Annotated in this window: 21 protein-coding genes; 4 read left to right on the forward strand and 17 right to left on the reverse strand. The window is 45.5% G+C overall.

Annotation, left to right across the window (positions count from 1 at the left end; genetic code table 11):
- Window positions 1–23 precede the first annotated feature (23 nt).
- Together fadJ and fadI are read right to left on the reverse strand one after the other, a co-directional pair.
- The gene (gene fadJ / locus DYB02_RS12900; protein ID WP_005457741.1) at window positions 24–2,135 is read right to left on the reverse strand and encodes a fatty acid oxidation complex subunit alpha FadJ; all 2,112 of its coding nucleotides are present in this window, start codon (window positions 2,133–2,135) and stop codon (window positions 24–26) included.
- Window positions 2,135–3,442 carry an acetyl-CoA C-acyltransferase FadI gene (gene fadI, locus DYB02_RS12905; protein WP_029804655.1) on the reverse strand — a complete coding sequence of 436 codons (1,308 nt, stop codon included), beginning with the start codon at window positions 3,440–3,442 and terminating at the stop codon, window positions 2,135–2,137. Before fadI ends, fadJ begins: the two co-directional genes overlap by 1 nt.
- A 716-nt stretch (window positions 3,443–4,158) precedes the next feature.
- On the opposite strand from fadI, the gene DYB02_RS12915 reads away from it, so the two are divergent.
- The 4 genes from DYB02_RS12915 (at window position 4,159) to DYB02_RS12930 (ending at window position 8,658) form a co-directional block, all read left to right on the forward strand.
- Window positions 4,159–4,734 carry a sigma-70 family RNA polymerase sigma factor gene (locus DYB02_RS12915; RefSeq protein WP_005479482.1) on the forward strand — a complete coding sequence of 192 codons (576 nt, stop codon included), beginning with the start codon at window positions 4,159–4,161 and terminating at the stop codon, window positions 4,732–4,734.
- Window positions 4,727–5,455, forward strand: coding sequence for a DUF3379 domain-containing protein (locus DYB02_RS12920; RefSeq protein ID WP_025574821.1), 729 nt, complete (start codon window positions 4,727–4,729; stop codon window positions 5,453–5,455). Before DYB02_RS12915 ends, DYB02_RS12920 begins: the two co-directional genes overlap by 8 nt.
- A gap of 296 nt (window positions 5,456–5,751) precedes the next feature.
- Window positions 5,752–7,029, forward strand: a complete 1,278-nt coding sequence (locus DYB02_RS12925) for an outer membrane protein transport protein (RefSeq protein WP_025589071.1) — start codon at window positions 5,752–5,754, stop codon at window positions 7,027–7,029.
- 309 nt (window positions 7,030–7,338) lie between these two features.
- A complete protein-coding gene (locus DYB02_RS12930; protein ID WP_025559255.1) occupies window positions 7,339–8,658 on the forward strand; it encodes an outer membrane protein transport protein in 1,320 nt (439 codons plus the stop codon).
- An 86-nt stretch (window positions 8,659–8,744) separates the two neighbouring features.
- Here DYB02_RS12930 and DYB02_RS12935 read toward each other — a convergent pair whose 3' ends face one another.
- The 15 genes from DYB02_RS12935 to DYB02_RS13005 all read right to left on the reverse strand — a co-directional run bounded on the left by DYB02_RS12935 (window position 8,745) and on the right by DYB02_RS13005 (window position 21,069).
- On the reverse strand, window positions 8,745–9,521 hold the full coding sequence (locus DYB02_RS12935; protein ID WP_011106038.1) for an MlaA family lipoprotein: 777 nt from the start codon (window positions 9,519–9,521) through the stop codon (window positions 8,745–8,747).
- 250 nt (window positions 9,522–9,771) lie between these two features.
- The gene (gene ccmI / locus DYB02_RS12940) at window positions 9,772–10,989 is read right to left on the reverse strand and encodes a c-type cytochrome biogenesis protein CcmI (RefSeq protein WP_029804654.1); all 1,218 of its coding nucleotides are present in this window, start codon (window positions 10,987–10,989) and stop codon (window positions 9,772–9,774) included.
- Complete coding sequence (locus DYB02_RS12945; protein WP_005457737.1) at window positions 10,989–11,474, reverse strand: cytochrome c-type biogenesis protein; 486 nt, start codon at window positions 11,472–11,474, stop codon at window positions 10,989–10,991. Before DYB02_RS12945 ends, ccmI begins: the two co-directional genes overlap by 1 nt.
- Window positions 11,471–12,025, reverse strand: coding sequence for a DsbE family thiol:disulfide interchange protein (locus DYB02_RS12950; RefSeq protein ID WP_005457723.1), 555 nt, complete (start codon window positions 12,023–12,025; stop codon window positions 11,471–11,473). The genes DYB02_RS12945 and DYB02_RS12950 overlap by 4 nt, the downstream gene beginning before the upstream one ends.
- A 1-nt stretch (window position 12,026) precedes the next feature.
- Window positions 12,027–14,003, reverse strand: coding sequence for a heme lyase CcmF/NrfE family subunit (locus tag DYB02_RS12955; protein ID WP_029804653.1), 1,977 nt, complete (start codon window positions 14,001–14,003; stop codon window positions 12,027–12,029).
- Window positions 14,000–14,485, reverse strand: a complete 486-nt coding sequence (gene ccmE, locus DYB02_RS12960) for a cytochrome c maturation protein CcmE (RefSeq protein ID WP_005457727.1) — start codon at window positions 14,483–14,485, stop codon at window positions 14,000–14,002. Before ccmE ends, DYB02_RS12955 begins: the two co-directional genes overlap by 4 nt.
- Window positions 14,482–14,688, reverse strand: a complete 207-nt coding sequence (ccmD, locus tag DYB02_RS12965; RefSeq protein ID WP_005457743.1) for a heme exporter protein CcmD — start codon at window positions 14,686–14,688, stop codon at window positions 14,482–14,484. The genes ccmE and ccmD overlap by 4 nt, the downstream gene beginning before the upstream one ends.
- Before the next feature lie 11 nt (window positions 14,689–14,699).
- Complete coding sequence (locus tag DYB02_RS12970) at window positions 14,700–15,443, reverse strand: heme ABC transporter permease (protein WP_005457654.1); 744 nt, start codon at window positions 15,441–15,443, stop codon at window positions 14,700–14,702.
- A gap of 109 nt (window positions 15,444–15,552) precedes the next feature.
- Window positions 15,553–16,221 carry a heme exporter protein CcmB gene (gene ccmB, locus DYB02_RS12975; RefSeq protein WP_005457672.1) on the reverse strand — a complete coding sequence of 223 codons (669 nt, stop codon included), beginning with the start codon at window positions 16,219–16,221 and terminating at the stop codon, window positions 15,553–15,555.
- A gap of 1 nt (window position 16,222) precedes the next feature.
- Entirely contained in the window at window positions 16,223–16,840 is a 618-nt protein-coding gene (gene ccmA / locus DYB02_RS12980; protein ID WP_005457758.1) for a cytochrome c biogenesis heme-transporting ATPase CcmA, read from the reverse strand.
- 199 nt (window positions 16,841–17,039) lie between these two features.
- The gene (locus DYB02_RS12985) at window positions 17,040–17,531 is read right to left on the reverse strand and encodes a DUF2802 domain-containing protein (protein ID WP_025505995.1); all 492 of its coding nucleotides are present in this window, start codon (window positions 17,529–17,531) and stop codon (window positions 17,040–17,042) included.
- 14 nt (window positions 17,532–17,545) lie between these two features.
- Window positions 17,546–18,040 carry a chemotaxis protein CheW gene (locus DYB02_RS12990; RefSeq protein WP_005438733.1) on the reverse strand — a complete coding sequence of 165 codons (495 nt, stop codon included), beginning with the start codon at window positions 18,038–18,040 and terminating at the stop codon, window positions 17,546–17,548.
- 35 nt (window positions 18,041–18,075) lie between these two features.
- On the reverse strand, window positions 18,076–19,182 hold the full coding sequence (locus tag DYB02_RS12995; RefSeq protein WP_047022971.1) for a chemotaxis protein CheW: 1,107 nt from the start codon (window positions 19,180–19,182) through the stop codon (window positions 18,076–18,078).
- Window positions 19,172–19,951 carry a ParA family protein gene (locus tag DYB02_RS13000; RefSeq protein ID WP_005479466.1) on the reverse strand — a complete coding sequence of 260 codons (780 nt, stop codon included), beginning with the start codon at window positions 19,949–19,951 and terminating at the stop codon, window positions 19,172–19,174. The genes DYB02_RS12995 and DYB02_RS13000 overlap by 11 nt, the downstream gene beginning before the upstream one ends.
- A gap of 8 nt (window positions 19,952–19,959) precedes the next feature.
- On the reverse strand, window positions 19,960–21,069 hold the full coding sequence (locus DYB02_RS13005) for a protein-glutamate methylesterase/protein-glutamine glutaminase (protein ID WP_017447791.1): 1,110 nt from the start codon (window positions 21,067–21,069) through the stop codon (window positions 19,960–19,962).
- Between the last annotated feature and the right edge of the window lie 6 nt (window positions 21,070–21,075).

Below are 21,075 nucleotides of genomic sequence, written 5' to 3' on the forward strand. Positions count from 1 at the left end.
TTAATGTTCAGAGTTTCAAGCACTTAGTAGAAGGTACGACCTTCACCCGCTCTAGTCAGAAGTCCGTCGCATGGCGCATAACGATCGCCATATTTCGATGCAAATTCGTTCATTTTCTCAACCAGTTCTTTCAAACCGAACTGATCCATATAACGGAATGGCCCGCCAAGGAATGGAGGGAAGCCAATACCAAAAATCGCACCAATATCGCCATCGCGCGGAGAGCGAATAATACCGTCGTCCAAGCATCGTACTGCTTCATTAAGCATTGGCAGTACACAGCGCAACGCAATATCGTTATCGCTGAGCTTCGATTCTGGCGTCAGTTTGAGTAGCTTGTAGATGGATTTATCGACTTCTTTCTTCTTACCTTTGTAAGTGTAGAAACCTTTCCCGCTCTTGCGTCCTTTGCGACCGTCATTCAATAAGATATCGAATACATCAGGACCTTTGAATCGCTCGCCCAACTCATTGACCAGAATCGGCATGATCTTCGCGCCAATATCAACACCAACTTCATCAAGTAACGTGATTGGCCCAACAGGGAAGCCGAAATCCAACAGCGCACCATCTAACTTCTCAATCGGCTCATTTGCCAGCAAGATATGCGCAGCTTCATTCATGTAAGGCGCAAGAATGCGGTTTACGTAAAAGCCAGCTTTGTCCTTCACAACGATTGGGGTTTTACCCTGCTTCTTAGCCAATGCGACAACTGTCGAAATGGTTTCATCAGACGTTGTTTCATGCGGAATCACTTCCACCAGCGGCATTTTTTCTACTGGGCTAAAGTAATGTAAACCGACGATGTTTTCTGGTCGCTCTGCCTTTTCTGCAATCTTGTGGATTGGTAACGAAGACGTGTTCGTAGCAAAAATAGTTTCAGATTTTGCGTTTGCTTCAATGTCCGCAACCATCTGTTGTTTTAGATCCAAGTCTTCGAAAACCGCTTCGATCACAACATCAATGTGGTTGTAACTTGTAAAGTCTACGCCACCTGACAGTTGCAACATCTTTGCCTGTAAATCGGCTTTCGACAGGATGCGACGTTTGCGCTGCTTCTCAAACAACTTGTAGTTGTAGTTAAGTGCATTCAACACACCGTCATTGCTCACATCTTTGATTCGAACAGGCACTTTTGCTTTTGCAACCGTTACATGACTGATCCCAGCGCCCATTAAGCCGCCACCAAGAACACCCACTTTTTTCACCGCTGCAGGCTGTGCATCCGTGCCGTGTTCCTTCTTCATTTCAGTAGTCGCGAAGAAGATAGAGCGCAATGCTTTCGATTCGGAGCTCATCACAAGCTCACCAAATCGTTTCGCTTCAAGCTCTTGCCCTTGTGCAAAGCCTTTTTCCAGACCGTGTTGAATCACTTCAAGAATCGCGACCGTTGCTGGATAGTTGCCACGGGTCTTCTGGTTGGTTTTCTTCGCAGCTTGTTCGAAAACAAGCTTACGACCTAACCCACTGCCCGACATCAACTTCTCTTTCGTCGATTGCTTTTTCTTGCCCTTGTTCTTGCCTTTGTCGATAAACTGTTTTGCTACGTCGAGCAAAATTGTGTCAGGGACACACGCGTCCACAACGCCCAGTTTTTTGGCTTTCTTCGCGCGAAGCTGTTTACCCGTCAGGATCAAGTCCAATGACGGTAACAGACCAATCAAACGAGGCAAACGCTGAGTACCGCCAGAACCCGGCAATAGACCGAGTTGAACTTCTGGTAAGCCTAAGCGTGTCTTATCGGAATCCGTACAAACACGGTAATCACATGCAAGCGCAAGTTCTAAACCGCCACCCAAACATGGGCCGTGAATAGCCGCAACCACAGGGTAAGGTAAGTCAGACAGTTGTTGGAACAACTCTTGACCTTGTTTTGCCAATGCTTGTGCTTCATTCGCTGTGGTGCATGCCTCCAACATACGAACATCGGCACCTGCCACAAAATTATCCGGTTTTAAGGAGTGAATGATCATCCCTTTGATGCCACTGGAGTCTTTTAGCTGAGCAAAAATTTCTTTCATTTCATCAGCAAAAGCTGCCTGTAGCGTGTTCATCTTTTCATTTGGTACGTCGATCGCTAACCATGCAATGTTCTGCTCATCAACGTTAAGACTAAATGCTTTTTGCTCGCTCATTACTCAACCTCCAGAATCATTGCAGCGCCAAGACCACCCGCAGCACAAGCGGTATTCAATGCAATACCACCACCACGACGTTTCAGTTCACGTAGAGTTTGCGTCATCATACGCGCACCCGTCGCCGCGAATGGGTGACCGTAAGCAATTGAGCCACCGAGCACGTTGAATTTATCCATGTCGATTTCACCGATCGCTTTCGAACGACCTAGGTTTTCTTGAGCAAACTTATCTGAGGCAAACATTTTCACGTTTGCCAATGCTTGAGCAGCAAACGCTTCATGCATATCGATCAGAGTCAGATCCGACAGTTCCAAGCCTGTGTTTTCGAGCACTTTCGCAGTCGCGTAAGACGGTCCCATCAGCATGTCTTTTTCCACACCAATCGCTGAGAATGCGTAGCCACGGATGTAGCCAAGAATTTCCATGCCCAACTCATTCGCTTTACCTTCGCGCATCAGCATCACTGCCGCGCCGCCATCAGTCAGCGGCGTACTGTTTGCTGCGGTAACACTGCCGTACTGGCGGTCAAATGCAGGACGTAACTTTGCATAGCCCTCTAACGTCGAGTCGTGACGAACGTTGTTGTCTTCAGAAATCCACTTTTTGTAAGGTTCAGGGAAAGCGGTCATCACCTCACCTTGGATTTTGCCTTCTTTCCAAGCTTGGGATGCCAATGTATGAGAGCGATGAGCTAGCGCATCTTGTTCTGCGCGTGAGATACCGTGCGTCTTCGCCATTTGCTCTGCCGTTTGTCCCATCGACAAACCCGTCGAGTATTCCGCGACGGCTGGCGGAACAGGCATGAGGTCTTTAAAACTCAGACTCTTGAGAATATTGAGCTTCTGACCCAATGTTTTGGTTTTGCTTAGAGCCAACAGGTTAGCAGCAAGTTTTTTGGACACACCGATAGGAAGTACAGAAGATGAATCCGCACCACCAGCGATACCAATTTCAATGGTGCCCGCCATGATGCTCTCTGCTACGTTTACCGCCGCTTGGAAGCTCGTCGCACAAGCACGCGTCACGCTGTAAGCGTCGGTATGGATGTTCATCCCCGTGCCCAATACGATTTCTCGTGCGATGTTTGGTGCTTCAGGCATTTGAACCACTTGTCCAAACACCACTTGTTCAATTAATTTCGGATCAATATCTGTTCGAGCAAGCATTTCGCTTACTACCATTTTCCCTAAATCGACCGCTGGCACTTGGCTAAATTCCGTGCTTTGACGAGCAAAGGGAGTTCGAAGCCCCGCGACAATAGCAACACGCTCACCATTGCGTGTTTTTACTTCCTGCTTGCCCATTGTTTCTCCTTAAATACAAGAGGTCTGACCTGATGCATTGTAATCAATTTGTTAAATTTATCAAACATGCGTTTAAATAAACGTGAAGCAAGTAGATCAATTGCTCTAGTTCATTGATTATATTGAATAACTATAGAAGCTAAAAACGGCAGAAAGTGTGTGGCAGGTAAAATTGAAGCAAAAAAAAACCACACATAACTGTGTGGTCGGAATATCTATAAAACAATTAACTTACGCCAATTGAAAATTAATCAGTTTCCTGATTAGGAGAAAGTAAAGTCAGCCTTCAAAAGGAAGTGTCATCTTGCTCAACATGTTAGTCACAAGGACTAACGAGATGACAAGATGTACTATAACCCCTTCACTGCTTGAGATTTTGAAATAGATCAATTTTATGGTGATTTTACGATCTTTGAACGCATCTAAATGCCTCATCTATTCAAGTCCATTCACAAGCTTGCTACTCAAAATACGCATCAGATACATAAATCCAATGCATTTAACCAAGTCATTGATAACTAAATGATGATATTGTTAACAAGCAAAGCTGCATCACTAAAGATAATATCGGTTATTTGTGTATACACTTTTATATACCGACTTAGCTTGTAACGAATGGATTTATCACTCGATGCTGGCTTAGATTGGCTTAGCCATAAGTGATGGAATAGAAGTAAAGTCATGCTCAAAACGTATAAGAAATACACAGAGCGAGGATGGAGGCTCCTGTGGCCATATTAAAAATGTTTGGAAAGAAAAATTCCAACAGTCCGGTCAACTCTGATATGGACAAACAAAGAAAATATGAAGCGCTCGTCCGGGGCTATCACCGCGATTTGTACCGCTATGCATACTGGTTGTGTAAGGACAAAGCAATTGCGGAAGACTTAGTGCAAGAGACCTGCTTACGTGCATGGAAGTCTCTCGATAGCCTTCAAGATGAAAAAGCTGCGAAATCTTGGCTTATTACTATATTAAGGCGAGAAAACGCACGTCGCTTCGAACGCAAACAATTTGATTTAGTTGATATCGATGACTACGGCAACGATGCTAAGGTCAGCGACGATCCTCATCATCAACAAGAATGGCTTCAAGCACAGATCATGAGGTTGGATGTGGAATATCGTGAACCTCTGTTTCTTCAGGTTATTGGTGGTTTCAGTGGAGAAGAAATCGGCGACATTCTTGATTTAAATAAGAACACAGTAATGACTCGACTTTTCCGAGCTCGAAATCAACTTAAAGAGATGTTGGATTCTCAAGATACTAAGAGAGGACAAAAAAATGGATGATTTAGAATTTCGTCGTCGTATTTTGTCGGATCCAAAACAGAAGGATGAAGAGATTCTGCAAGCGTTGGCTGCTAGCGATGCCAACAGTAAGTTTGTTGATGACGTTTTGGATCTCGACGCGAAAATTAAGCAGGCCATGAATGTGGATGTGCCAGAGGATCTTGCTGATAAAATCTTGTTTAGCCAAACCTCTAGCGCGCTTGACGAAAAAGTCGTCAAACCCAACTTTGTCCGCAAAGCTATGGCGCTTGCAGCTTCTGTTGCCTTTACCGCAGGTTTGCTGGTGGGGCAAATCAACTGGGGTAACATTCTGGTGCCTCCTGCGCAAGCCAGTCTCGCAGATACGGCTATTAAACATGTCATTCATGAAGAGTCGTTTGTACGCCATTTAGATGAAAACGTGCCGAGTTCCCAGATCAATGCGAAGATGTCGCCATTTCATTATCAGTTTAGTGACAACTTCCCTTACCACGTTTACTACCTAAACCACTGTGGATTTGGTGAAGCTAATGCTTTACACATGGTTTTTCAGGGTGTAAAGGGCAAAGTAACGCTCTTTATTACGGGAATTTCTAGCCAACAAACGGCAGATTTTGAAAAGGATGGTATGACAGGTATCGTCCAACCCGTTGGTTCAACCAGCATGATTTTAGTCGGCGAACAAGGTGAAGACATTGACGCTATCGCCACTAAACTGGCGCCTATGCTAAAACCAATGTAACAACTTCACCAACTTTCGCTTAGAAACATTGAAATGCCGTCAAATACTCTCATTTGGCGGCATTTTTGTATTAATCGCTCACAAAACATTCACCACGCCGATTGCATTTAGAGCTTAAACTCTAAACTATGCAATTTAAGCGCAATTTCCCGTCTTTTAGACATCATTTCCGCAATTTTTATTCAATTTTATCTAATGGTCGGATTTGTCTAGCCCACTCTTGATACTACTATCTGCGCCACTGAGCAAAAGCTCAATTTATCGTCCAGAGAGACGAATCTAATAAGGAAAAACAAATGACTCAGAATACGCGTCTGTTTAAAAAGACTCTCCTAGCAGTAACGGTAGCTTTTGCCTCAGGTCAATCGATGGCAGCAGGTTTCCAAATTAACGCTCAATCAGCAACTGGCATCGGCCGTGCGTTTGCTGGTGATGCAGTAATCGCCGATAACGCGTCAGTAATGGCTCGTAACCCAGCGGCAATGGCTCTTTTTGATAAAATGGAGCTGTCACTTGGTTTTGAAAGCATTACTTCAATGATTGAAGTGAAAGATGCGAAGTATTGTGATGCAAAATGCCAAGTAGCACCAACATTGTTCAAGCCTGTTGACTCTAACTATGACGACGCTGGCGATACTTCTATTGCACCGAACATTCATCTAATCGTTCCTGTAAATGACAAGTTTGCATGGGGCGTAAATGCGTACTCCAACTTCGGCACTAAAACAGAGTTCGACAACAGCTTTGCAGCAAAAGAATACGGCGGCCTCACTGACGTTAAAAGTGCAAACTTTGGCCTTGCAGGCTCTTACCGCTTAAATGAACAATGGAGCTTTGGTGCCGGTTTAGACCTAATCTACGGTCAAGGCACTATGAAGCGTGAACATGCTTTGTTAGGCACTCTCGTTGACGTTGATGAAGCAGATGGTTGGGCAGTTGGCTTTAATGTTGGTACTGTGTTTGAACTAGACGAAAACAACCGCTTTGGACTTGCATACCGCCACAGCCCAGAAATGGAAGCGAAAGACGACAAAGGTCAAAAAATCACGCTACCTCTACCAGATATGGCTGAGTTTTCTGGCTACCACAAAATCCAAGACACTAAATTTGCCGTACACTACAGTATTCAATACATCGGCTGGGAAACCTTCGATCAAATTGAATTCACTAATCTAAGTGGTTCACCGTTGGGCTCATCCTACGATAAGCAGTACCAATGGCAAGATGGTTGGCACTACTCGATCGGCGGTACTTACTACCTAAACAACAATTGGACTCTACGTGCTGGCTACATGTACGACACCAGTGCTCAAGCTGACTTAACGTCTGTTTCTGTTCCAGATTCAGATCGTCAGTGGCTATCTACTGGTTTCACATACCATATCGACAGCAAATCTAATGTTGACTTTGGTTTTACATACTTAATGGGTAAAGATGTTGATGTAAATGAGTCTACACCAAACCCAATGTACGACCCAACAAACCCTCAAAGCCCTAAGAATATTTCGAGCTTGTCAGCAACGACACGCGCAGACGCTATCCTGTTTGGCTTACAATACAGCCGTAGCTTCTAAGAAAATTCCTTATATTTAATGTAAGTAAACTCTATATAAAAGGCTGGATTTCCAGCCTTTTTTCTTATCTAACACTTATCGTCCGCTCAATTTGAGTGAACACGTGTATCTAAAAATCACAATTAGACCTCACAGGTGTTCGCTGAGTTTTTTTCATTCCACTATCATGGTTAGATTATAAAACCATAAACAAACAACAAATTAGAACAAAACACCAAATACATTCATGTTCCGGATTTTCATTTCTAAAGTAATAACTCTACCTTTAGACTTTTGCCCCACGTTATAATTAATTCAGCGAACATTAGAATGAAAACCAACAAGACTTTCCTATCAACTGCAGTAGCACTTAGCCTACTTGGCACTTCAGGCATGGCAAATGCAGCAGGCTTCCAATTAGCTGAATATTCTGCAACAGGTCTAGGTCGTGCTTACGCTGGTGAAGCAGCAATGGCTGACAACGCAAGTTCTCAATGGCGTAACCCAGCAATGCTTACTTACCTAGAGGGCACTCAAGTGTCTGTTGGTGCCATCTATGTAAATCCAAACATTGATATCAATGGTCAAACCACACTTAAGCATCCAGTAAATCAGAGTGTAATTAACTCCTCTTCAACCTCTTCAGATGACTTCGCACATGATGCGATCATTCCAAACTTCTACCTATCACATCAATACAACGAACAATTCGCAATCGGCCTAGCGTTCGGTACGAACTACGGTATGGAAACGGATCTAGGCAAAGGCTTTGCCGCCTCTCATTTTGGTAACGAAGCAAGCGTAACCACAATGGAAGCAAACCTAAACGCAGCATACAAAATTAATGATGCGGTAAGTATTGGTGGTGGTATTCGTTACATCATCGGTGAAGGAAGTTTTGGCGCCACGACTCCTAAAGTAAACGTATTACAAAAACCTCAAGGTACGACTCTGAAGTACATGGAAGGTGACGATACGGCTTGGGGTTGGCAATTGGGTACAGCGTGGCAGATCAATGAAAACAACCGCATCGGTTTCACGTACAAATCTGAGGTTGAGCTAAAGCTTGAAGGTCATGCTGAGGGCCTTGGTTTTGGCTTCGGTACTCCTATGCTTCCACAGCTGCGTGACAATGGCTACATGTACCTAAACCTACCAGCAACGGCTGAACTAGCGAGCTTCCACCAAGTAACAGACCAACTTGCGCTACACGCAAGTTTCAACTGGACTGACTGGAGTTCTTTCGAGAAGCTAGAAGCTCACCTAGAAACCGCTGGTACACACATGGTGAAAGTGGAAAACTGGGAAGATAACTACCGCTTTGCAGTTGGTGCGACTTACCAACTTCAACCTAAGGTAGCCCTACGTACTGGTATTGCATACGATACGTCTGCTGTAAGTGATAAGAACCGCACGATCACTATTCCAGAAACAGACCGTACTTGGTTAAGCATCGGTGCAACTTATGACTGGACGAAAGACTTCAGCCTAGACGCTGGCTTCACTTACATTATCGCGAAAGACGCACCAATCGTTGAGTCTCGTGGCTACAAGTCAGACGATTCAGCTGAAGTAGTTGGCGGTCAATTCGTTGGTGAAACAACGGGTAACGTTTGGCTAATCGGTGTTCAAGCGAACTACCGTTTCTAATTACTCGTTAAAAATCGAGAGACAAAAAAGGCTTAGCACTTGCTAAGCCTTTTTTATTGCGTTCATTTTATTTGAAACATCAACGATTAGAATTCATCTAGATATTCGTCTAACAACGCTTCTTCTTCCGGATTCACTTCTTCTACCGTGTCGATTTCTGCTTTAAAGTTTTGACGCTGAATGTAGACATCTCGAGTCAGTACATAAGGATCTGGAGAACTATCAAGCTGTGCTTCTTGCGGTACAAGCAACGCTCGTTTTTCCAAACCTTCTAATGCCCACTTCCCTAAACCAGCCCAAATATTCAAGTAAGATAATGGGAGATACATACCATCGACGGTATCTGTCACTTCTCGCAAAGTATAAGGACCATAACCAGGTATCATAAAGTATGGGCCATTCCCTACGCCATAATGACCAACAGCACTGCTGAACTCTTTATTGTCGTACTTGGTGATACCCGCCGCAGTTGCGATGTCAAATACACCGAGAATACCGAACGTAGAGTTAATCCAAAAACGGTTAAAGTGATCCACCGCTTTGCTACCGTTACCCATCAAAAGGTTGTTCACCATGCTTGATGGTTCATCAAGGTTTGACAAGAAGTTGGCGATACCGGAACGAATAGGCACAGGTGTGTATTCAACGTACGCGATCGACACAGGACGAACCAAATACGGATCTAAGTACTCGTAGTTGATTTCCCACATCGTGCGGTTAAAGCCTTCTAACGGATCATACACATCAGAAGTCGTTTGATTTGTCTCTCCTTCACTTGTTACTGCCTCCTCAGGCGCACTCGAACAGCCAACAAGACCAAGTGCTAACAGTAACATTAGGTAGGATTTACCCTTGTTATACATTCTATGTTCCATAACGACTATTAATATACTTAAGTAACCTCATTTAAAAATGTATGACCTACGCCAAAAAGCAAATGCAGGAACAACCAACGAGCTCAATGTTAGCGATAAATACATTTTAGACGTCACTTGAGTATATAAACAAAGGCCAGCAAATGCTGGCCTTGGTCATTTTACTTGATAGTTTAGAGTCATACCACTAAATGGGCCCGACATTGACTAAGTGTCATATATCAGAGACAACAACTAACTATTGATACTGTTTATCGATGGTCACTGCAACCGGCTGACCGAATTCAACCACATCGCTTTCGCCATGCCAATCTTGGTCACGCGTTGCAACATTGCCATCAGAATCAGCACGTACACGCACGATAAGTTTTTCTAACGATGATAGCTTCTGTCCTTGCATCATCGCATTACCGTCATCTAGCACCACTGTTCGTGGGAACGAACCAAGTGGATAGCGAGCGGCTGCAACCGGCATTGGTGAACCATCAGCACGATGAATTGAGACAATTAATACCGCGTTAGGATCAAGTTGTGCTTCAGGTGCGACATTAATCGTTACTGCCACGCTTTTATCCGGAGAAACCACTTCACCCATTTGTTTGCGTGCATGGTCGATACTGCGTGAAAGGCTTTCGTAACGGCTATCGTCAGGACCGATCATCTGCTGCATGATGCCCCAGTATTTAATTGCTGCTGGGTAATCTTTACGTTCAAATGCATCAAATGCGAGCAATGAGAACACGCGCAAATCCACATAATCTTGTTGCATGAGCTTACCAAGTAAAGAACGAGCCGTTGCTTGGTCCATCTCGTCTTGAGAAAGCATTAGCGCCTGAGCGTAACCTAGCATGACGTCAGGATCTTTTGGCTCAAGAGCATACGACTTTTTCATAGAATCGATGGCTGTCGTCACATCGCGGTTCGCTAATGCAATACGACCGAGTAGCAACCAACCGGTTGAATCTTCTGGTTGATAATGCAGGCGCGTGCGCAGTGCCAACGTTAAATCAGCCATTTCATCATCGCTCAGAGGTTCAGAAGACGACGACATCAGCTTCTTAGAAAGCTCTGGCAAGTTAGACGTAACCTCTTGCCATTTCACAACATCTTGAGATGCGCCAAACTTGTAATAAAGCCCGTAACTTAACGCAACCGTAAGAATCACAGAAGGAATAAGCACTGCCATCGGCGAGACTTTGGTTTCCTGACTCATTTTCTGTGCAGGAATATCATCCAAAAGTGACTGCTTAAGATCAGAAATCAGATCTTCTTGACTCTCGACAAGACCTTCTTCTGTTTCTTCTTGAAGCTCAGAAAGACGATCTTTATAAAAAGCTTTGTTCAACTCATCACGTAAGATGTCGTCGTTGTTTACTTTCTGCTTCAGAAGAGGCAGCGCAACTAACGCACAAGCAATCAACGTAAGAATAACGGTGGAAATCCAAAATAGAGTCATTACTTATTATCTCCGTTATTCTCTTCTTCAAGCAGTGCCTTTAAACGCGCTTCTTTTTGCTCGTCCCATTTCTCGTCGTTGTTTGCCGTGACTTTTGCTTTTGACTTTCGGCTACGAAGCACGATCAAACCAAAACCGCCCAAAACCACAGCCAGTGGACCAAGCCATAAAATCGCTGTCGACATAGTGAATGGCGGATTGTAAGTCACGAAGTTGCCGTAGCGCGCGATCATGTAATCGACGATCTCTTCTTTTGACTTGCCCTCTTTCGTCATTTCGTAGACCTTGTGGCGCAAGTCTTGAGCAAGTTCGGCATTCGAATCAGAGATGGTGTTGTTCTGACATTTAGGGCAGCGCAATGTGTGTCCTAGCTCTTTGAACTGTTGCTCCTGCTCTAAGTTGTCAAACTCATACACTTCAATTGCAGCATGTGCCGCCAACGAGAATGTTAGGGCTGCAAACACTGCTAAAATCACTTTTCTCATTGCTTCGCCTCCTCAACCAGCTGGTTGTACATTGGTGCTAACGTGTCAGCCCAATTTCGAGGGTTAACATCACCTACATGACGGTAACGAATGACACCATTCGCATCGATAATGAAGGTTTCCGGTGCGCCGTACACACCAAGATCCAGACCCAACATACCGCTGCCATCGAACAGACTAATTAGGTATGGGTTACCTAAATCGTTCAACCAACCGATCGCTTTGTTTCGATCATCTTTGTAGTTCATACCGATGATCTTCACGCCTTTACCAGCAAGTTCGTTGAGATATTTATGCTCTGCGTAGCAAGTAGGACACCATGTAGCCCACACATTTAACAGCAGAGGCTCACCTTTAAAAATCGACTGATCGTACTGTTTACCCGGTTCGGCCAAGTCTTCTAAGTGAAATTTAGGAACAGGTTTGCCAACTAAAACAGATTCCAGCTTTGTTGGGTCGTCCCCATCTTGGTTACGAACCAACTGTGTTGCGAAGATCCCCGCCAGAACTAAGAAAGCAACCAACGGGATAAACAAGATTTTCTTATTCATTTTATGCTACCTGCTTGTTTGACTTTGCGTTCTTTTTCGATGACTTACGGAAGCGGTAACGCTTATCAGAAATCGCTAGTGCGCCACCTAATGCCATGATCAAAGAGCCAGCCCAGATCCAACGTACGAACGGCTTGTAGTAAATGCGCACCGCCCAAGAACGGTTATCTTCCAAACGCTCCCCCATCGCGATGTAAAGGTCGCGAGTGATGCCACGATCAATGGCCGCTTCTGTCATCATCGACTTCGCGGTGCGGTAGAAACGCTTCTCGGCATGAAGTGTATTGATGTACTTACCATCGTGTGTGATTTCGAAATCAGCGATGTAACCATCGTAGTTCGGACCGTCTTTATCGCGAAGACCCGAGAAGTAGAAATCATAACCTTCGATTTGGAAGTGTTCACCTGGCGCTAAACGCACATCACGCTCAATGCTGTAGTTTTGTACCATAGCGATACCAATGATCGTCACAGCAAGACCGATATGACCAAACATCATCGCCCAGTGGCTACGTTGAAGCTTACGAACACCTTCAGCAAAACTGTGACGGTGCGTCGCACGCTCATGCAATTCGAACGCATGCATTGCCACGATCCAAATCGACATAACCCAGCCGATGTACGCCATCACTGAGAAGAAATCAGCAAATAGGAATACACAAACCGCCGCCAACGCCAGAGACACAGTGCCCGACACAAGCATAGGCTTCACAATCGAAGATAACTGGTCACGCTTCCAACGGATAAGAGGACCGATACCTAGCAAGAAGGCAAACGGCATCATCAGCCATGCAAATAGCATATCGAAGAATGGGGCACCGATAGAAACCGAGCCCAAACCAAGCTGCTTGTGAACTAATGGCAACAGCGTACCAACTAAGACAACCACAAGAGCTGCAATTAGCAAGACGTTATTGGCAAGAAGTGCATTTTCGCGCGACACTAAATCAAAGTTACCACGAACACGTACCGCCGCACCTTTCACCGCGAATAGCAGTAAAGAGCCACCGATAACGAAGACAAGGAAACCAAGGATAAACATACCGCGAGAAGGATCGGACGCAAACGCGTGTACCGACACCAAAATGCCCGAACGAACTAAGAAAGTACCTAACAAACTCAACGAGAATGCAGAGATCGCTAGCAATACTGTCCAAGCTTTAAATGTACCGCGTTTTTCCGTTACTGCTAACGAGTGCATGAGTGCAGTGCCTGCTAGCCAAGGCATAAAGGATGCGTTTTCTACTGGATCCCAGAACCACCAGCCGCCCCAGCCAAGTTCGTAATAAGCCCACCAAGAACCTAGTGCGATACCCAAAGTTAGGAATACCCAAGCCGCCGTTGTCCAAGGACGAGACCAGCGCGCCCATGCTGTATCAAGACGACCTGTCATTAGAGAGGCAATCGCGAACGAAAACGCAACAGAGAAACCGACGTAACCCATGTACAGCATAGGTGGATGCACAATCAGCCCTGGGTCTTGCAGAAGCGGGTTCAAATCTCGACCATCAACAGGGAAGAACGGTAACGTACGTAGGAATGGGTTTGACGTTAAGATGATAAACAGTAGGAAACCTACTGAGATCATACCCATTACGGCAAGTACACGTGCAACCGACTCTTGTGGCATACCGCGGCTGAATGTAGCAACCGCGACGGTCCAACCTGCTTGGATAAGCACCCAAAGCAATAGGGAACCTTCGTGTGCACCCCATACCGCTGTCAAACGGTAGTACCAAGGCAGTTGGCTGTTTGAGTTACTTGCTACGTATTGCAGAGTGAAGTCGTTAGTATAAAAACCCCAACACAAAATCACGAACGAGAAAAACAGCATGATGAACATCGACCAAGACAGCGGTCGAGCGGTATTCATCAGCATCGTATTATTGTTTGATGCGCCCCATAGCGGCAGTACAGAAAGCAGCACCGCCATCGCTAAAGATAAAATGAGGGCAAAATGGCCGATTTCAGCAATCATTCGCCGCTTCCTTGTTTTTGTTCACTGCTGTATTGCAATGGTTCATGCGTTTTCTTCATGGCTTCTGCAATTTCAGGTGGCATATATTCTTCGTCGTGTTTAGCGAGAACTTCAAACGCTTCAACTGTCGTTGCGTCTTTTAGAACACCTTGCGCAACGATGCCCTGCCCTTCACGGAACAAATCAGGAAGAATACCTTCGTAAGTGATCGTTACTTTTGGACCCACATCATGCAGATCAAAGCTCACTTTAAGAGAGTTAGGATCACGACGAACCGAGCCTACAACCACCATGCCACCAATACGAAGACGCTGACCAACCTCAGGTTTAGTACCATCTGGCTTACCGTTGACCAGTTCAGTCGGCGTGTAGAAAAGGTCCATATTTTGGTTAAGCGCATATAACATCAAACCGATGGTGGCACTGATACCGATAAAGATCGCCAGAACAATACCTAGCCTCTTTTTACGTCTCGGGTTCATAAGGTGTTCTCCATATTCTTCGCTGCGTCAATACGCGCTTGACGGTCAATTTTCGCTTTCACTTCTTTCATTAATGCATCACCGCGACGTAGGCTGGTGATTAGAAGGATAAGCATTGATAAAAAAGTAATGCCGAACGCGCTCCATACGTATGACGCATAGCCACCCATGGCAAAAAAGTCGCTCAGAGATTCAAAGTGCATCGTTAATTACCTCACTGAGTTTTGTCTGTTGCGAGATCGCGAACCCAAGGGCGATGACTTTCTTTACTGATGATTTCGTTACGGAAACGCACCATAGTCACAGCACCAAAGAAGAACGCAAAACCAAAGATATTCAGCAACAGTGGCCAAAGCATGTCGGATGAAATTGAAGGTTGTTCGAATTTCGTAATTGTTGCGCCTTGGTGAAGCGTGTTCCACCACTCAACAGAGAAGTGGATGATTGGCAGGTTCACTACGCCAACAATCGCCAAAATACCCGCTGCTTTTGCAGCCGTTTTTTGGTCATCAAACGCGTGGTAAAGTGCTATCACACCAAGGTAAAGGAATAGAAGAATAAGTTCAGAAGTAAGACGAGCATCCCATACCCACCAAGTGCCCCACATCGGTTTACCCCAAACAGCACCAGTCAGAAGAGCAATAAAGGTGAATACTGCGCCGATCGGTGCCATCGCAAGAGCGGCCATATCTGATAAGCGAACTTGCCAAACCAAACCGATAAAGGCAGCAATCGCCATCGACATGTACACGCCCATAGACCAAATAGCAGATGGAACATGAATATAAATAATTCGGAAACTGTCACCTTGTTGGTAATCAGAAGGCGCAAACGCCAGTCCCCAAACGGTACCTACCGCTAGGCATACGAGGGCCAATACAGAAAACCAAGGTAAGAACTTACCACTCAAACGGTAAGCTGCTTCTGGCTTGGCATAAGGATGTAGCCATTTCCACATGTTTAGTTCTCACTCTTACTTCAGGGACACTGTCTAAGGGGTCGAGACCGTAGCAGTGCTTTAATAATAATTCTTTGATCAAGCGTCGTGTTAATGACACTTTATTGAGTTAGTTAACACTAACTCGCAACGCGGCGCTGATTGCAAATGGCGTGAGAGTTATCGCGCCCATTAACATTGCACCTAAAATCGCCAATTGACCGTTATACGCCATACCTAACGCAGCAGCATCAATCGCCGATGTTGCGAAAATCAGAATTGGGATATAGAGCGGAAGAATAAGCAAACTCAAAAGAACGCCGCCCTTTTGTAACCCAACTGTCAGCGCCACACCAATAGCACCGATAAAACTCAGTGTCGGGGTGCCAATCATTAACGTGAGCACCACAGACAACCAAGTGTTGAAATCCAGAGAAAGTAATACTGCCAATAGCGGGCTGATCAAAATCAGCGGTAATCCCGTTAGCACCCAATGAGCTATGACCTTAGATATCACCACAAGTTGCAAGGGAATTGGCATGAGCATCATTTGCTCTAACGCACCATCTTGAAAATCATCACGAAATAGACGTTCTAATGATAATAATGCCGATAGCAATGCAGCAACCCAAACAATGCCCGCTGCAATACGTGCTAACAAATTAGGTTCAGGCCCAATACTCAATGGAAACAAAGTAATAACAATAATAAAGAACCAAAGCGGGTTCAAAATGTCGGCTTGGCGACGAAATGCAATCAAGAGTTCGCGGCGAATAATAGTTGTCATGGCCGAAATCATATCAATCACCCAATTTTATTTTTCTAAGTTTAGGGCTGTCAGCAAACATATCTTGGTGCGTCGTTAACATCACAATGCCACCGTTATCGGCATGCTGAGCAAACAGAGCTTCAAGCACTTTGACACCTTGTTTGTCGATTGCTGTTAGTGGTTCATCCAAAATCCACAAAATCTGCTTACTTAGCCAAAGTCTAGCCAAAGCAACGCGACGCTGCTGACCCGCAGAAAGTTGTGCTACAGGTACATCTTCTCGCCCCGCAAGCCCCACTTGGGTTAAAGCAGTAAAGATTTCTTCATCGGAAGTGCTGTTATTTTGAATAGATTGGTAAAAACGTAAGTTTTCAAATGCGGTGAGTTCGCGCTTTACGCCAGTTTGATGGCCGAGAAATAGCAAGTCTTGGTGGAAGACATCACGAGATTTTTCAACCTCTTCACCTTTCCACTTGATCATTCCTTCTTCTCTATCGCCTAACCCTGTAATAATGCGCAGTAGCGTCGTTTTACCTGTGCCATTACGCCCTTCGATCTGGACTAACTCACCAGGCTTAATTTCAAATTGCAGGTTTTCAAACAGGACCCTTTCATCACGGATCGCAGTCAGGTTAGACACTTCTAACATAGGGCTTCAACTTCATAAGGAACGAAGGGCTATATTAACACAGCTTACTTGTGACAAAACAGGATAAGAAAGCAGGGATGTATGTAAGTTCATGTATTTTTGTTAACTTACTGTCACACTTTGATAAAATTAACCATAAGTGGCTATAAGTTTTTATTTTAGATATAAAAAAAGAAGCCGAAGCTTCTTTTTATTCTCTTTATCGTCGACGCCCACGTGGTGGGTAATTCGAATCATCGGAAGGTTGACTGCTTAATGGCGGGATCTTCTCTTTTCCAGCCAGTTTTTTCTGCAAAGAGAGCATCAACTCTGCTTCTGCTTTTGGCAGTTCACACTCTTCGATTAGCTCGTTGATATCAGCCCCTAACTGCACCATTTTGGTTGCTCTACTGTATAAGCGACCATCAGTATCAGCGTGTTCTAGTTCGCGAATTCGCTCATTAAGATGTTGGATGATATCTTGCTGCTCAGTTACTTTTTGGCCAAGGCCAACTACAACCGAACGTACCTCTAGTAGCTGTTTGTTCAGCTTCTGCACTTCTTTATCCGCGTGTCGTGCCTGCGCTCGCTGTTGGTCCATTTGCTTTTGCAAACCAGCACGAATGCGCAGCTGCAACACAACCAACACCAATACAATAAACGCAACGCCACCCGCGAGGAATGGTACAGATAAAAAAGTCTCTTCAGCCATCATCATTCAGCCAATTATAGGTGAGCCATCTCGTCCCATTCGTCGTCAGTTAGCAGCTTGTTCAAATCAACAAGGATCAGAAGCTTACCGTCACGGTTGCTTACACCTTGGATGAATTTCGCGCTTTCGTCTGTACCTACAGAAGGCGTAGTGTCGATCTCAGAAGAACGTAGGTAAACCACTTCAGCAACGCTATCTACCAAGATGCCGATAACTTGACGCTCTGATTCGATCACGATGATACGTGTGTTATCAGTTACTTCGCCTTCCATCAAACCGAAGCGTGAACGTGTATCGATAACCGTTACAACGTTACCACGTAGGTTGATGATACCTAGTACGTAATCTGGCGCACCTGGAACTGGAGCAATTTCAGTGTAACGAAGAACTTCACGAACTTGCATTACATTGATGCCGTACGTTTCTTCTTCTAGTTGGAACGTCACCCACTGAAGAACTTCGTCATTCGATGTATCTTTCTTCACTTCTACTTCAAAAGCTTGAGACATAGTTAATCCTCGTTAATGTCGTTCCCGACTTAAATCTAATTCAGTGATTTTACATCTAAACCGGCGTTTAGCATGTCTATAAGTGCTTGGACATGAATTAAAGCACACATTTTTTCTTTCACCATGCCCGCTAGCCAAGGGCGTTTACCCGCTTGTTCTCGCCAACGAACATTGTCGCCATTTAGGGTTTCAGTACCCAATAGTTGGTTACTGGCCAAACCCCACATGCTTTCACCAAGCATGACAACGTATTGGTAGTTATCTTTGTATTCATCCCCACGGAGTTTGTCTGCCATCACCCACTTTGCAGTGTCGACGACATCAAACTGCTGTTCGCGGTTCGTCTGTAAACCTAAGTACCAGGCTGGTCGACCAATAAGGTGGTTGAGCTCGGTAATGCGATGAATGCCACCCAATTCATCGAGCGGTACGGCAAATGTCACTTCGTTGACATCAAAGTAAAGCACTTGAAAATCTTCACTTCTTTGCGTGCCTTCCCACGTATTGGGGATCGCAGGGCTCGCCTCGGTTTCCAGTTGCGTTTCGGTTTGCTGCTCTATCGCGATGTCTTGTTCTATCTCAGGAACAACTTCTACCGCTTCGACTTGAGCCAACTCAGTTTGAATGACTTCAGAAACAGGCTCTTCTATCACCCATTCTTGAATTTCTTCAACCACTTCTATTGGTGACTCAACAGCTACTTCAACGTCTGGTTGTATCGACTTTGCGTGAATCGCAATGTCGATGGTGTTCTGTTCCAAAATGTCGTCAATATCTAACTCGTCCACGACATTGGTCGATTCGAGTTGACTCAATAACCTTTGAACGTCTTCTAAATTCGGCGCTTCCAGTTGCGGTGCGTAGTTTTCGCGAAACTGGTAAGAGTCTGACTCTGCGTATTGCATCTGGAGCTCTGGCTCTGGCTCTGGCTCTGGCTCTGGCTCTGGCTCTGGCTCTGGCTCTGGCTCTGGCTCTGGCTCTGGCTCTGGCTCTGGCTCTGGCTCTGGCTCTGCAGAGGATAGTTCCTGAGCGAGCAAGTCAAGCTCATGTTCGAGATCAGTCACCTCAACTTCTTCACCGAGTAATGCACTGAAGTAATCATCAAGCGCCTGCTCGCTGGAAAGTACGCTGTTACTGCTCATCGAACGCTAACCTCTCCAAGTAAATCAATAGCTGTTTGTACGCAAACACACCACGGCTACCGGATGCAAAGTGCGACGCTGGTAAGTGTTTCAAACTTGCGTCTCGGAACTTGGTGTCAATCGGTACTGCGGAAGTCCACACTTGGTTCGGGTAGTCTTTTTTCAGTTGCGTCAAAGTCTGCAACGAAGCGCGAGTTCGCTTGTCGTACATGGTTGGTACGATGGTGACTTTGAACCCATCTGGACGTGATTTCTGCATGATCGTCAACGTACGAATCATACGTTCCAAGCCTTTCATCGCGAGGAACTCAGTCTGTACTGGGATCAAGATACGATCACTCGCCGCGAGTGCATTAACCATCATCACACCAAGGATTGGCGGACAATCGATCAACACGTAGTCGTAATCTTGCGAAACCGCTTGAAGTGCGCGCTTCAAAATCAGCCCCATGCCACTGCGGTTACCCATTACGCGGTCTAGCGTAGCCAATGACATGTGCGCAGGAATGATGTCCATTCCTTCCAACTCGGTTTCTAAGATCAACGGCTTAACCGTATCGCGAGTGAACGTCTTTAGCTGAAACAGATCAAACAAGCTTGATGACACGGTATCTGAGTCATAACCAAGATAAGTCGTCAGTGACGCATGAGGATCGGTGTCGACCATCAATACACGATGACCTTTCTGGCTCAACAAACCTGCTAGTGTCACTGTTGATGTGGTTTTACCTACCCCACCTTTTTGGTTAGCTACACTCCAAACGATCATGATTTATCCTACGCTAAACCCACTTCCACCAGCATGCGTTCTGCAATTCGGTCAAGAGGTAAATCTTCAGAAGAAATGCCCGCTTTAGCAACAGCTTGAGGCATACCGTAAACCACACAGCTTTCTTCGTCTTGTGCCCAAATGGTTGAACCTGCCGATTTCAGCATACGTGCACCTTCTCGGCCATCTGCACCCATTCCGGTGAGCACCATAGAAAGCACTTTGTCGCCGTAAACTTTCGCCGCCGAGCCAAAGGTCACATCCACACACGGTTTGTAGTTCATGCGATCACCGCCATCAATGATGCGAAGGCGAGCAGCACCTGCACGACCATCAATCATCATTTGCTTGCCGCCTGGCGCTAGGTAAGCCACGCCAGCTTGTAACACATCACCGTCTTGTGCTTCTTTCACTTGAATCTTACACAACGTGTTCAATCGACTTGCAAATGCCGCCGTAAATGTCGCAGGCATATGCTGAATCAGCACGATTGGATGTGGGTAGTTCATCGGCAGACGAGTAAGAATTTTTTGTAAAGCAACTGGGCCACCAGTGGATGTGCCAATCGCAGTTAACTGGTATTTCTTACCCGATGCGCGGAACTTGGTTGCTGCCGGTCGAGCCGGAGCCGATGCGGCAGGCGCAGCGGTTCTTGAAGCCAGTGGGCGCGCAGCACTAGTTGCAGCAGCTGGACGCGCTACAGGACGGCGCATGAAAGCACGCTTGGAGGCAATTTGAATGACACGTTGCTGAAGCAGCGAAACCGCTTCATCGCGGTTACGTGCAATATCTTCAAACTTCTTCGGTAAGAAGTCCAGAGCACCAGCGTCCAACGCATCAAGAGTTGCTTTCGCCCCATCATGAGTCAGGGACGAAAACATCAGAATTGGCGTTGGAGATGCGGCCATGATTTCACGCACAGCCGTAATGCCATCCATAACTGGCATTTCAATATCCATGGTGATGACGTCCGGCTTGAGAGCTTTGGCTTTTTCGACCGCTTCTCTGCCATTTACCGCAACGTCAATCACTTCTAGGCGCGATTCTGAGTTGATGATTTCGCTTACGCGACGACGGAAAAAACTCGAATCATCAACGACTAGTACTTTAATCGCCATTTTGTT

Source organism: Vibrio parahaemolyticus (assembly GCF_900460535.1).
Lineage (GTDB): Bacteria > Pseudomonadota > Gammaproteobacteria > Enterobacterales > Vibrionaceae > Vibrio > Vibrio parahaemolyticus.